Annotated in this window: 11 protein-coding genes; 5 read left to right on the top strand and 6 right to left on the bottom strand. The window is 72.0% G+C overall.

The features are described from left to right. Positions 1-246: 246 nt before the first annotated feature. Positions 247-1,845: an ABC transporter substrate-binding protein gene (locus TOK_RS00535; protein WP_172457329.1), complete on the top strand. Its 1,599-nt coding sequence runs from the start codon at positions 247-249 to the stop codon at positions 1,843-1,845. 154 nt (positions 1,846-1,999) lie between these two features. Here TOK_RS00535 and TOK_RS00530 read toward each other — a convergent pair whose 3' ends face one another. Then, positions 2,000-2,935, bottom strand: a complete 936-nt coding sequence (locus TOK_RS00530) for a LysR substrate-binding domain-containing protein (RefSeq protein WP_098955746.1) — start codon at positions 2,933-2,935, stop codon at positions 2,000-2,002. A 256-nt stretch (positions 2,936-3,191) separates the two neighbouring features. Between TOK_RS00530 and TOK_RS00525 the strand changes: the two genes are divergently transcribed. The 3 genes from TOK_RS00525 (at position 3,192) to TOK_RS00515 (ending at position 6,793) form a co-directional block, all read left to right on the top strand. Next, positions 3,192-4,541, top strand: a complete 1,350-nt coding sequence (locus TOK_RS00525; protein ID WP_098955745.1) for a Rieske 2Fe-2S domain-containing protein — start codon at positions 3,192-3,194, stop codon at positions 4,539-4,541. Positions 4,542-4,548: 7 nt separating this feature from the next. Continuing rightward, the gene (locus TOK_RS00520; protein WP_098955744.1) at positions 4,549-5,085 is read left to right on the top strand and encodes a VOC family protein; all 537 of its coding nucleotides are present in this window, start codon (positions 4,549-4,551) and stop codon (positions 5,083-5,085) included. 79 nt (positions 5,086-5,164) lie between these two features. After that, a complete protein-coding gene (locus TOK_RS00515; RefSeq protein ID WP_098955743.1) occupies positions 5,165-6,793 on the top strand; it encodes an ABC transporter substrate-binding protein in 1,629 nt (542 codons plus the stop codon). Positions 6,794-6,875: 82 nt separating this feature from the next. Here TOK_RS00515 and hppD read toward each other — a convergent pair whose 3' ends face one another. Further along, positions 6,876-8,039 carry a 4-hydroxyphenylpyruvate dioxygenase gene (gene hppD, locus TOK_RS00510; protein ID WP_098955742.1) on the bottom strand — a complete coding sequence of 388 codons (1,164 nt, stop codon included), beginning with the start codon at positions 8,037-8,039 and terminating at the stop codon, positions 6,876-6,878. A 132-nt stretch (positions 8,040-8,171) separates the two neighbouring features. On the opposite strand from hppD, the gene TOK_RS00505 reads away from it, so the two are divergent. Next, positions 8,172-8,678 (top strand): Lrp/AsnC family transcriptional regulator, encoded by a 507-nt coding sequence (locus TOK_RS00505; protein ID WP_098955741.1) that lies wholly within the window; start codon positions 8,172-8,174, stop codon positions 8,676-8,678. On the opposite strand, the gene TOK_RS00500 is transcribed toward TOK_RS00505, so the two are convergent. The 4 genes from TOK_RS00500 to TOK_RS00485 are packed head-to-tail and all read right to left on the bottom strand — an operon-like array spanning position 8,660 to position 12,640. Next, a complete protein-coding gene (locus TOK_RS00500; protein ID WP_098955740.1) occupies positions 8,660-10,243 on the bottom strand; it encodes a sulfatase-like hydrolase/transferase in 1,584 nt (527 codons plus the stop codon). The two genes, TOK_RS00505 and TOK_RS00500, sit on opposite strands and share 19 nt — an antisense overlap. Next, positions 10,240-11,187, bottom strand: coding sequence for a lysylphosphatidylglycerol synthase transmembrane domain-containing protein (locus TOK_RS00495; RefSeq protein ID WP_098955739.1), 948 nt, complete (start codon positions 11,185-11,187; stop codon positions 10,240-10,242). Before TOK_RS00495 ends, TOK_RS00500 begins: the two co-directional genes overlap by 4 nt. After that, on the bottom strand, positions 11,184-12,221 hold the full coding sequence (locus tag TOK_RS00490) for a glycosyltransferase family 4 protein (protein ID WP_098955808.1): 1,038 nt from the start codon (positions 12,219-12,221) through the stop codon (positions 11,184-11,186). The genes TOK_RS00495 and TOK_RS00490 overlap by 4 nt, the downstream gene beginning before the upstream one ends. Before the next feature lie 20 nt (positions 12,222-12,241). Continuing rightward, on the bottom strand, positions 12,242-12,640 hold the full coding sequence (locus TOK_RS00485; RefSeq protein WP_098955738.1) for a 6-carboxytetrahydropterin synthase: 399 nt from the start codon (positions 12,638-12,640) through the stop codon (positions 12,242-12,244).

Below are 12,640 nucleotides of genomic sequence, written 5' to 3'. Positions count from 1 at the left end.
GGACGACGCGCCGCACCCCCTCGGCAGCGCGCCGGCACCACGCAGTTCCTCTCGGCATGGGCACGTCGCGCGCCTCCGCACGCCGTGCTGCCTCTGTCGGTGACCTCCTGCGACGCGTGCCGCCCAAGCGGCCTCGCCGCCTCAGGTCGTGCCAGTACACCGCCGTATGGGCAGTTCGAGAGAGGTGTGTCCGTCATGCGCTCTGTTCGAGGACGCCACGTTCCAGGACACCGCCGGCGATCACGGATGGCCGCCGCGGTCGCCGCGCTCGCGGCTGTCGTGCTCGTCGCGACGGGGTGCGGGTCGAACGGCGGCGCCACGTCCGCCGCGACCAACCCCGACAAGCTGGACTCGTCCAAGCCGTTCGGCGGCAACCCCGCCGACGAGGGCACTCCGAAGTCCGGCGGCACGCTGATCGTCGGCATGTACACCGAGGCCCGCTCGTTCGACCCGGTCGTCGGGTCCAACCTGATGGCCTCGGCGGTGTACGACTCGCTTCTCAAGATGGACGACAAGGGCGTCGCAAAGCCCTACCTCGCGCAGTCGATGGACACCCCCGACGGCGGCACCACCTGGGTCATGAAGCTGCGGCCCGGCGTCACGTTCCAGGACGGCACCCCGTTCAACGCCGACGCCGTGCTCTTCAACGTCAAGCGGCAGATGGACACCCCGACCGCGCTCGGCAAGCTCTACACCGAGCCGATCGCCTCGATGACCGCGACCGACGACCTCACGATCACCTTCGCGCTGAAGCGCCCGACCGCGACGTTCCCGACGTCGTTCGCCCTGCCCTTCTCCTCCGGCAACCTCGGCACCATCGCCTCGCCGACCGCCGTGCAGAAGGAAGGCGCGGACTACGGCCGCAACCCCGTCGGTGCAGGGCCCTTCTCCTTCGTCCAGTGGATTCCGAACAACAAGATCGTCGTCAAGAAGTTCGACAACTACTGGGACAAGGGAAAGCCCTATCTCGACGGCATCGAGTTCCGGCCGATCTCCGACACCGACGCACGCTACGCCTCCGTCGCGAACGGTGACATCGACCTCGACATCGGCGGTTTCTTCTCCGAGCTGCGCCGGGCGTCGCTGGACAAGAACCTGAACACGTACTACGGCCCCGGCGGCGACGGCCAGTACCTCTACTACAACCTCACCAAGAAGCCGTTCGACGACAAGTCCGTGCGCCGGGCCCTGATCATGGCCATCGACCCGAAGGCATTGAACGCGACGCAGTACAACAACGTCGGGCAGCTGGCGACGACACCGTTCGCCGAGGGCGACCAGTACTTCAGCCAGGCCGCCGCCGACGCCTATCCGAAGTTCGACCAGGCCGGCGCCAAGAAGCTGATCGACGCCTACAAGGCGGGCGGCGGGAACCCGGACTTCACCTACAACACCGGCAACTCCCCCGACGACCACCAGATGGGCCAGTTCCTGCAGGCCCAGTGGGCGGCCATCGGCGTGAACGTCGAACTGCAGTTCGACGACATCTCCACGTTCATCGGCCCGATCATCCAGGGCACCCAGTTCGGCACGGCGACCTGGATCAGCGGGCCGTACGAGAACCCGTTCCCGTTCATGACCAACCAGTTCCACACGGGCGGCATCAACAACTACGGGAAGTACTCGAACCCGGAGGTCGATGCCGCGCTCGACCAGGCCGCCGCGACGACCGACCCCGCCGCGCAGATCGCCGCGTACAAGAAGGCGCAGGAGCTGGTCGCCGCCGACCTGCCGGTGATCTGGCTGTCGCGGGCCGCCAAGGCCGCGATCGCGCGCCCGAACGTCAAGGGCGTCTCGCGGTACCTGTCCAGCGAGCTGTTCTTCGCCGGCACCTGGAAGTCCTGACCCCCTGCCCCTGTGAGCGGCGCGGCCGCGTCCCGGCCGAGCAGGGGCCCTGCACGTCCGGGCGCTCCGTTCTGCAGGAACGGCACTTTCCCGCAACTGGGCTGCGGGAAAGTGCCGTTCCTGCATCCCCGGGGCAGGTTCCCGGGGACCGCCCTCAGAGCGGGCGGGCCGCGCGTTCGACGATCCGGCGGAACCAGCGGTGGGCCGGGTCCGAGGTGAGCCGCTCGTGCCACCACAGCCGCTCGACGAAGGGTTCCAGTGGCGCGGGCGGATCGAGCACCCGCAGGCCGAGCCGGTCCTGCAGCGTCCGGGCCAGCGTCTCCTGCATGAGCGCGACGTGCCCGGAGGAGGCGACGAGGAACGGGACGGCGGTGTAGCTGTCGACGCGCACCGCGACCGAAGGCCGGATGCCCAGGGCGGCGAGCTGCCCGCTGACGGGCACGACCGACGGGAACTCGGTGTCGCGGTGGTAGGGCACGACCCAGTCGGCGTCGCGCAGCTCGTCGACGGTCAGCGTGTCGCCGAAGGGGGCGTCGCCGCCCACGACGCACACCCAGCGGTCGCGGAACAGCAGCGCCGACCGGATCTCGGGCAGCCGGAACCGGGCCGTCGCGGAGGAGACGACGGCGTCGACGGCCCGGATGGTGCGGTCGATTCCGGCTGCGAGGGCCTCGCGGACCAGGACGATGTTGAGCCGGACATGGGGTGCGTGCGCGCGGGTCTCGGCGGCGAGCCGCTCCCCCATGACGGCGATGGCGTAGTCGGACATGACGACCGTGAACTCGTGGTGCGAGGTGGCGGGGTCGAAGTCGGCGCCGGTGGACAGCAGCCGGTCGATGCCCTCGCAGACCGTCTCGACCTGGTCGACGAGCTGGTGGGCGAGCGCCGACAGCTCGTAGCCCGCGCCCTTGCGGACGAGCAGCTCGTCGTCGAAGTGGCGGCGCAGGCGGGCGAGCGCGGCACTGGCGGCGGGCTGGGAGACGCCGACGCGGGCGGCCGCGCGGGTGACGTTGCGTTCGCGCAGCAGCTCGCGCAGCACCACGAGCAGGTTGAGATCGAGACGGGCGAGCCTCGTCGACGAGGACGTCACGTCCCCATCTCATCACGGCCGGAAAGACAGGACAGCCTACCTTAATTCGCTGTGATGGTATTCACCACGCTGATGGCGCGATAGACGAATTCGTTGTTTCCGCCGTGTGAAATGCCTGCGTTAACGTCGAGGACGCGATCCGGCGGAATCCCGCCGACATCACGAATTCGCCCCGGGAACGGCACGACCGCGCCCGGGACACAGCCGTGCCGGAATGACAGGCGTGCCCGGACGCACGCCACGAGGAGGGCCGACGATGCTGTCGCACACGGACAACGAGACCCTGTGCCGGGTCGGGCCGGGGACTCCGATGGGCGACGTGCTGCGCCGCTACTGGACCCCCGCCCTGCTCAGCGAGGAACTGCCCGAGCCCGACGGCACCCCGCTGCGGGTGACGCTGCTCGGCGAGAAGCTCGTCGCGTTCCGCGACACCACCGGCAAGGTCGGCCTGATCCAGGAGAACTGCCCGCACCGCGGCGCCTCCCTGTTCTTCGGGCGCAACGAGGAGTGCGGGCTGCGCTGCCCGTACCACGGCTGGAAGTTCGACACCGAGGGCAACTGCGTCGACATGCCGAGCGAGCCGGCGGAGAGCTCGTTCAAGGACCGGGTCAAGGCCAAGTCGTACCCGGTGCACGAGTCGGGCGGGATCGCCTGGACCTACATGGGTCCCGCCGACACGATGACGCCCTTCCGCGACTTCGGCACCGAGACGCTGCCGGCCGAGAAGACGCTGGCCTCCAAGCTCTACGCCGACTGCAACTGGATCCAGACGATGGAGGGCAACCTCGACACCGCCCACATCTCCTGGCTGCACGGCTTCTTCGCCGCGGGCGAGTTCGAGGACGACGGCACCGACAAGCCCGGCTACCCGTCGAACAAGGCGACGTGGCGGTTCTGGACCCACGACCAGGCGCCGCGCATCGAGGTGGAGAACACCTGGTACGGCTACCGCTACGCCGGCCTGCGGACCACTCCCAACGGGCACACGAACGTCCGCATCACCGAGTACATCGCCCCGTACTCGACGATCATCGCCGCGATCCCCTACAACACCCGCCACCTCATGGTCGTCCCCATCGACGACCACAGCTGCTGGCGCTACAACTTCGACGCCCAGGTCGACGCCAACCCGCAGGGCCACGGCGGTGCCCCGCTGCACAGCGTCAGCCCGTTCGAGACGCCGTTCACCCGCAGGGTCGGTGGCATCACCCCGCGCGAGTACACCGCCGACAACGGCTACAAGCTCGACCGCGACGTCCAGCGCACCGAGACCTTCAGCGGCGTCGCCGACTTCGTCAGCCAGGACCTGATGGTCACCGAGTCGATGGGCCCGATCTACGACCGCAGCACCGAGCAGCTCGGCCAGCTCGACAAGGCCGTCATCCGGATGCGACGCATCCTGCTCGGCGCGGCGAAGGCGTTGCAGACCGACGGCACCGCACCGCCCGCGCTGGCCGGCGACGGCCGCGACTTCACCGCGATCCGAGCCGCCGACAAGGTGCTCGAGGAGGGCGAGGACTGGCGCTACCTGGGCACCGACGACGACCCTGCCGTGCGCGAGGCCCTCGACTCGGTCGGGCGCCATCTCCCGATCGCCGGCGACTGACGCCGTCGTGGGGATCAGCCGGCTCAACCACGCCGTCCTCTATGTCCGTGACGTCGACCGCAGCGTGGCGTTCTACCGGGACCTGCTCGGTTTCCGGGTCGTGATGGACCGGCCCGGCCGGGCGGCGTTCATGCAGGCCCCGGACTCGACGAACGACCACGACGTCGGCCTGTTCGCGATCGGCGACGGCGCGCACGACTCGTCGGCGGGCACCACCACGGTGGGGCTGTACCACCTGGGCTGGGAGCTGCGGACACTGCGCGAGCTCGGGGAGCTCGCGGAGGTGCTCGGAGGTGCGGGCGCGCTCGTCGGCGCCACCGACCACGGCACCACGAAGAGCATCTACGCGCGCGACCCTGACGGCATCGAGTTCGAGGTGGCCTGGCTCGTCCCCGCCGACCGGCTCGACGACGCCACCTACGAGGCGCGCACGCGTCGTGGGGTGCCGCTGGACCTGCCGGCGGAGATCGCGCGCTACGGCGCGGACACGCGCGGCGGTGTCGGTGTGTCGGCACCGGCGCCGGCGGGGACGACGCAGGCCTGACGTGCGGGGCCGCCCCCGCGGCCCCGCACGCGGAACTCCGGGTGATCACTGCCGGACTCGACGAGGAGTGGGTGGGCGAATGCAGGTGCGTGCAGGCGGACGGTGGCGACAGGCACGCTGGGCCGGGGTGGTGGCCGCGGCCGTCACGATGCTGCTGGTCGTGACGGGCTGCGGGTCGGCGGGAGGGTCCTCGGGCGCGCAGACCGGGCCGATCACGGCGGTCGACCCCTACGGCGGTGACCTCGCCAAGGAGGGCACGCCCAAGAAGGGCGGCACGTTGATCCTCGGCGCCGACCGCGAGTCCGTCACCTTCGACCCGACGGTGCAGAACACCAACATGGCGCAGAACGCCGTCTTCGACTCGCTGCTCAAGCTCTCCGCCGACGGCAAGGTGGAGCCGTTCATCGCGACGGGCATGGCGACGTCGGACAACGGCACGACGTGGACGATGACCCTCACCCCGAACGTGAGGTTCTCCGACGGCACGGCCTACGACGCGAACGCCGTCATCGTCAACACCCAGCGCCACATCGACAAGGCGACCTCGCCCGCCCACACCTACGCTGCGATGATCGCCTCGATGCAGGCCGTGGACCCGCTGACCGTGAGGTTCACGCTGAAGTCGCCGCTCGCGTCGTTCCCGATCGTGTTCGCCCAGAGCGGCTTCAACGGCACCCTCGGCATGATCATCTCGCCGGCGGCGCTGCAGCAGTGGGGCAAGGACATCGGCACCCACCCCGTCGGCGCCGGCCCGTTCACCCTCACCAGCTGGGTCCGCGACTCGAAGATGACGTTGGCGCGCAACCCGGACTACTGGCAGCAGGGCATGCCCTACCTCGACGGGCTGGAGTTCCGCCCGCTGCCCGACACCGAGACCCGCACGTCGTCGACGCAGAACGGCGACATCGACCTGGCCTTCGCCGCCTACAACCAGGAGCTCGTCCGCGGCCTGAACAACTCGAACCTGCAGGTCTACTACGGCCCCGGCAACTCCGGTGAGTACCTGTTCTTCAACTTCACCAAGGCGCCGTTCGACGACCGCTCCATGCGCGAGGCGATCATCCGCGCACTGGACATGAACGCCCTGTCGGCCAGCCAGTACAACAACCGGCTGACGACGGCCACCAGCCTCTTCGACCGGTCCAGCCCGTACCACGACCAGGCTGCCTCCGACCTGTGGCCGACGTTCGACCAGGCCAAGGCCAAGGAGCTCGTCGCCGCCTACCGGGCCAAGGGCGGGAACCCCGACTTCACGTTCAAGACCACGACGAGCCGCCAGCCGTTCGCCGAGTTCGTGCAGGCGCAGATGGCGGCCATCGGGATCAAGGTCGACGTCAAGACCTACGACCTCGCGCAGTACTCGTCGGCCGTCGTGCAGAGCGGGGACTTCCAGCTGAGCACGACCGTCGCGCCGCTGGACAACCCGTTCCCGGGGGCGCAGCGGCTCGTCGGCACCGGCGGCAGCGGGAACTTCGGGAAGTACTCGAACCCCGACGTCGACAAGTGGCTGGCCGACGCGGCGGTCACCAGCGACGACGCCCAGCGCACGAAGGACTACCAGCAGGTCGAGGACCAGGTGAACAAGGACCTGGCCGTCGTCTGGATCAGCCGGGCCTACCTGGCCACGATCACGAAGAAGGACGTCAAGGGCATCGACCGCTACCTGTCCAGGGACATGTTCTACGGGACGACCTGGCTCGACCGCTGACCCACTGAGAAGACCCGGCACCGGGCGGGGCGCGGCCTCACGGCTGCCCGGGCGCTCACCGACAGGTCGTGAGTGGCAATCGTCAGAAGTTGCCGCGGCGGGCCTGTTCGCGCTCGATGGCCTCGAACAGCGCCTTGAAGTTACCCTTCCCGAAGCCCAGCGAGCCGTGTCGCTCGATGAACTCGAAGAACACCGTCGGGCGGTCGCCGATGGGGGCGGTGAAGATCTGCAACAGGTAGCCGTCCTCGTCGCGGTCCACCAGGATGCCGCGGGCGGCGAGCTCGTCGATCTCGACGCGGACGTCGCCGATCCGGGCCCGCAGCGCCGGATCGGAGTAGTAGGACGGCGGGGTCGGCAGGAACTCGATGCCCCGGGCGCGCAGGGCGTCGACCGTTGCGAGGATGTCGTCGGTGGCCAGGGCGAGGTGCTGGACACCGGGGCCTGCGTGGAAGTCGAGGTACTCGTCGATCTGCGAGCGCTTGCGCCCCTGCGCGGGCTCGTTGAGCGGGAACTTCACCCGCCGGTTCCCGCTGGCGACGACCTTGCTCATCAGCGCCGAGTAGTCCGTGGCGATGTCGGCACCGACGAACTCGGCCATGTTCGTGAACCCCATGACCCGGGTGTAGAACGCGACCCACTCGTCCATCCGCCCGAGCTCGACGTTGCCGACGACGTGGTCGAGCGCCCGGAACGCGGGCGAGCCGAGCGCCGGGGCGTGCTGTGCGACGTATCCGGGCAGGTAGGCGCCGGTGTAGCGGGACCGGTCGACGAGGGTGTGGCGGGTGTCGCCGTAGGTCGCGATCGCGGCGGTGCGGACGGTGCCGTGCTCGTCGGTGACGTCGCGCGGCTCGTCGAGGACCGTCGCGCCGGCGGACCGGGCGTGGGCGACGGCGCGGTCGACGTTGGGGACCTCGAGGGCGACGTCGGAGACGCCGTCGCCGTGGCGGCGGTGCCGGTCGTGCAGGGGGCTGCCCGGGTCGACGCCGCCGGTGACGACGAACCGCACCTCCCCGGCCTGCAGCACGTAGGCGTGATGGTCGGGGTTGCCGGTCTCGGGCCCGGAGTAGGCGACGAGCTCCATGCCCAGTACGAGGCGGTACAGCAGCGCGGTCTGCGCGGCGTTGCCGACGACCCAGACGACCGCGTCCCATCCGGTGACGGGGAACGGGTCGGAGCCGGTGTCGTGGTCGACGAGCCCCAGCAGGCGGTGCAGCTGTCCGGGATCGAGGTCGTGGTCGATGCTCATGGCGTCTCCCCTGTCCGCTGTGTACGGAGAGGACAGCGCGGCTGCGTCCTCTACGCAAGCGAGGCCGGCCTGGCTGACTCTGCTGTACAGATCGGGGAGTCGGGACGCCGGGCAGCTGTACAGTCCGCCTACATGACCGACCTCGACGCACTCGACGTCGACCTGCTCGCCGCGCTGCGCGAGCACCCGCGGGCGGGGGCGCTGGAGCTGTCGCGGTTGCTGCAGGTCGCACGGGGAACGGTGCAGGCGCGGATCGACCGGCTCGAGCGCGAGGGCGTGATCACCGGGTACGGCCCGGACGTCGACCTCGTCGCGGCCGGCTTCGGTGTGCACGCGTTCGTGACGCTGGAGATCACCCAGGGCGCCCTCGACGACGTCGCCGCCGAGCTCACCGCGCACCCGGCGGTGCTGGAGGCCTACGCGACGACGGGTTCGTCGGACGTGCTGTGCCGGCTGGCGGCGTCGTCGCACGAGGACCTGCAGCGCACCCTGCTGGAGCTCAACCGGTCCGGGGTGGTGGCGCGGTCGACGAGTGTCGTCGTGCTCTCGGAGGTGGTGGCGCCGCGGACGTTGCCCTTGCTGCGCAGCCGGCCCCGCGACACCCCGCGACGGGCGCCGGCCTACCGCGACGGCGGCTGACTCCCGGCCGGGCCGAACGCGGTCAGGAAGCGGTCGCGGAAGGCGTCCATCCCCCACACCGGCGCCTGCGCCCCCGGCCGCAACCCGGGGTCCCAGCCCCAGCCCGCGATACGGTCGAGGACGGCCGGGTCCTTCGCGACGACCGTGACCGGCACGTCGCGGTTCGGGTCGTTGCCGGTGGCGACGGGTGCGGGCTGGTGGTCGCCGAGGAACACCATGACGAGGTCGTCGTCGCCGTAGTTCTGCAGGTAGGAGATCAGCGTGGCGAGCGAGTAGCGGATCGACGCGAGGTAGTCGGCGCGCACGACGGCGGGGTCGGTGGTGAGGATGGCCTGCGGCGGCAGGCTCGGCCCGGACATCGTGGCGTAGACGGAGCCGTCGCCGACCCGGTCCCACGGCAGGAGGGTGGGCAGCGGCGTCCACGGCGCGTGGCTGGAGACCAGCGTGATCCCGGCCATCAGCGGCGCGTGGCCCGGTGCGCGCAGGCGCTGCTGGAAGGTCGCGAGCGTGTACTGGTCGGGCATCGTCGCGAAGCTGAAGGCGGGGCCCTCGTAGCCGAGGAGCTGGGCGTCGAGGACCTGGTCGTAGCCGTAGAAGTCGGCGTCGGGGAAGCCGGACGTGGTGCCGGGCTGCACCGCGGCGGTGTCCCAGCCGGCGCGGCGGAAGGCGGCGGCGAGGGTGAGCCGGCCGGTGGCGTCGAGGTCGTCGAAGCGGGTCTGGTCGTCGATCCGGACCCCGCTCTCGAGCGTCGAGTGGGCGAGCCAGCTGCCGCCACCGAACGTCGGTGAGGTCAGCCAGGCGCTGCGGGCGGGGAGACCCGCACCGTCGAGCCGGGCAGCCACGGAGGGGTCGGTGAGGGCGGACCGCCCGTAGCTCTCGACGTAGGTCAGCACGACGTCCTTGCCACGCAACGCGGTCAGCAGGTCGGCGGGCGGCGTGGTGCGGAACTCGTCGCGCGCGGCGGCCGCCTCGAACTCGCGGCGGTCGGCGACGGCGGCCCCGATCTGGCCGACGTGGGCGGCCGCGAGGGTCGCCGCGTCCCGGGACGCGACGGGCAGCCCGGCCGTCTGGGCGCCCAGCCCGGCGAGGACGGTCCACGCCACGGTGAGCACGGCGACGACCCGCCTGGACGGCGCCGGACGGCTCGTGACGAGGTGCGCCGTGCGCAGCACCGCCGCCGTCACGCCCGCGACGACGAGCAGCCCCAGCACGACCGCGCCGACGACCGCCCCGACAGCCGCGGCGCCGCCCGACGACGAGCGCACGAAGTCGACGCCGCCCTTCACCAGGCCCGCGTCGGTGAGCGGGTCGAAGGGCCGGTCGAGGACGGCGGAGAAGCCGAGGTCGAACAACCGGAGCACGGTGAGCAGGCCGAGCAGCACGCCGAACGCGACGGCGGCGATCCGCCGCGCCCCGCCGCGCAGGACGAGCAGCACCGCGACCGCGACGAGCCCCTCCAGCGGGATGCGGGCGAACGCCGCCGGGGTGAGGTCGGTGAACGCGGCGGGCGCGACGAGCGCCGCGACCACGAGCACGACCGCGACGACGCTCCCGACCGTCCTCATCGGACCGCGCGGCCCCGACGGGACAGCAGGACCACGGCACCGGGGACCGTGGACGCGAACGTCAGCAGGCCGTAGACGATCGACGCGGACGCGCCGTCGGCAGCCGGGAGGCCCGCGGCGCAGAAGCCCAGTGCCGCGGCGGCCTCGCGCGGGCCGAAGCCACCGATGCCGATGGGCAGGCCCGTCGCGAACAGGGCCGCGAGGATCACGGGCAGCAGCTGCACGACGGGCGCGTCCGACCCGATGGCGCGGGCGGCGACGACGAACAGGGTCGCGTTCCCGGCGAGCGCGACGGCCGACAGCCCGAACACCCCCGGCCAGACGCGGGCGGCGAGCAGGCCGGTGCGGGCGTCGACGAGCAGCGTCGCGACGGCCGCGCGCAGCCGCGGCACGCACACCGCCACGACGACCCCGGCGGCCACGACCATCGCGGCTGCGGCGAGCGCCACCGGACCCGGCAGCAGCACCGAGAAGGCATCGGGCCTGCTCAGCAGCACCGTCAGACCGACGGCGACGAGCACCACCTGGCCCGCGAACCGTTCGAGGACGACGGCCCGTGCCGACCGGGCGAGCGCGCCGACCGCACGACCGTGCCCGACGGCCCGCCCGACGTCGCCGAGCACACCGGTGGGCAGCACGGTGTTGAGGAACGTCGACTGGTAGGAGTCGGCGAGCGCGGGCCGGAACCGCAGCGGCAGCCCGAGCCCGCCCGCGACGAGCCGCCAGCGCGCGGCGTTGCAGGCCGTCGTGAGCAGTCCGACGGCGAGCGCGACGAGCACGACGGGCGGGTCGATCCCCCGCAGGCCGTCGAGGAGCGGGCCCCCACCGAGCTGCCATGCCACGACCGCCAGCACCACGACCCCGCCGACCGCACTGCCGTGACGACGCAGCAGCACGAGCGTGCGGGGATGCTCGTGGGCGGGCGCGACGAGGGTGTCGGTCATCGGACCAGCGCCGGCGCGGGGGTGAGCGCATCGAGGACCGCGGCGACCCGGGCGGCGGTGACGTCCCAGCCCGGGACGAGGAAACGCCCGGCCATCGCGTTGCGGCGCAACGCCTGCCGCAGCCCGGGGTCGTCGAGCCAGCGGCGCAGTCCGCGGGCCAGCGCCCCGGCGCTCCCCGGCTCGACGAGCAGGCCGCCCTCGCCGAGAGCTTCGCCGACACCACCGGCGTCGGTGGCGAGGACCGGGATCGCGCGGGCCGCGGCCTCCCGCACGACCATCCCGAACGCCTCGGTCCGCGACGGCAGCACGAGCAGGTCGGCGCGGTCGAACGCGGTGTGCAGCGCGCGACCTGCGAGCGGGCCGTCGAAGCTGACCCGGCCGGCGAGCCCGTGCACGCGGGCGCGGTCCCGGACCCGGTGGGCGAATGCGGGAGCGCGGTCGAGCGGGCCGCCGACGCGGCACGTCCATTCCCGGTCGGCCACCGCCGCCAACGCCTCGACCAGCACGTCCTGCCCCTTCGTCGGGGTGACCGCGCCCAGGCAGAGCAGGCTGTGGCCGTCGCCGGACCCCGCGGCGAGCGGCGCCGGGTCGGCACCTGGCTCGGCGACGTGCACCCGCGCGGCCGGGACGCCGTGCTCCTCGACGACGCGGCGGGCGGTCCACAGGCTCGTCGTGACGACGGCGGCCGCGGCGTGCAGCACCCGGCGTTCGGCGGCGGCGAGGCCCGGCGCGGCGCCCGCTTCGTCACCGAGCGGGAGGTGGACGAGCACGACCAGCCGCAGCCGCGCCGCGTGCGGCACCACGACCTCCGGCACCCCGCAGGCCACCAGCCCGTCGAGCAGCACGACAGTGCCGGCCGGGATCGCGGCGAGCGCTTGTGCGAGAGCCGTCCGGGCCGCGGGCTCCGGGCGCGGCCAGGTGCCGCCGACCTCGATCTCGCACACCGGCCGGTTCGCCGCCAGCGTCGTGCAGAGCCGCCGGTCGTAGACGTTGCCGCCGGATGGCCGGGCAGGGTCGTCGATGCCGGCGGGCATGACGACGACGGTCACGCTCTTCACAGCGCCCGCTCGTAGGACGCCGACGCCACGTGCGACTCGTTGAGCGTCACCGCGATCCCCGTCAGGCCGCGCGCGCCCTCCCCGAGAGCGCCGGCGTGCACGCGGTCGGCCAGCCGGTCGGCGACCACCCTGGCCAGGAACTCCGTCGACGTGTTCACACCCGCGAACGCGGGCTCGTCGTCGAGGTTGCGGTAGTTGAGCTCGCCGAGCACCTCGTGCAGCTGGGCGGTGGCGAGCCCGATGTCGACGACGATGCCGTCGGCGTCGAGGTCGGGGCGGCGGAACGCGGCGTCGACGACGTAGGTCGCCCCGTGCAGGGCCTGCGCCGGGCCGAACACCTCGCCGCGGAAGCTGTGGGCGACCATGAAGTGGTCGCGGACGGTGATGGTGAACAA

Source organism: Pseudonocardia sp. N23 (assembly GCF_002583555.1).
In the GTDB taxonomy this organism is placed as follows: Bacteria; Actinomycetota; Actinomycetes; order Mycobacteriales; family Pseudonocardiaceae; genus Pseudonocardia.
The sequence above is the reverse complement of the archived record's forward strand: the minus strand, read 5'-3'. Positions and strand labels throughout refer to the sequence as shown.

Bases quoted from the DNA above. Each gene is read 5' to 3' on its own strand.
- TOK_RS00535 (WP_172457329.1), top strand. From the start codon at position 247: ATGGCCGCCGCGGTCGCCGCGCTCGCGGCTGTCGTGCTCGTCGCGACG.
- TOK_RS00525 (WP_098955745.1), top strand. From the start codon at position 3,192: ATGCTGTCGCACACGGACAACGAGACCCTGTGCCGGGTCGGGCCGGGG.
- TOK_RS00515 (WP_098955743.1), top strand. From the start codon at position 5,165: ATGCAGGTGCGTGCAGGCGGACGGTGGCGACAGGCACGCTGGGCCGGG.
- hppD (WP_098955742.1), bottom strand. From the start codon at position 8,039: ATGAGCATCGACCACGACCTCGATCCCGGACAGCTGCACCGCCTGCTG.
- TOK_RS00505 (WP_098955741.1), top strand. From the start codon at position 8,172: ATGACCGACCTCGACGCACTCGACGTCGACCTGCTCGCCGCGCTGCGC.
- TOK_RS00500 (WP_098955740.1), bottom strand. From the start codon at position 10,243: ATGAGGACGGTCGGGAGCGTCGTCGCGGTCGTGCTCGTGGTCGCGGCG.
- TOK_RS00495 (WP_098955739.1), bottom strand. From the start codon at position 11,187: ATGACCGACACCCTCGTCGCGCCCGCCCACGAGCATCCCCGCACGCTC.
- TOK_RS00490 (WP_098955808.1), bottom strand. From the start codon at position 12,221: ATGCCCGCCGGCATCGACGACCCTGCCCGGCCATCCGGCGGCAACGTC.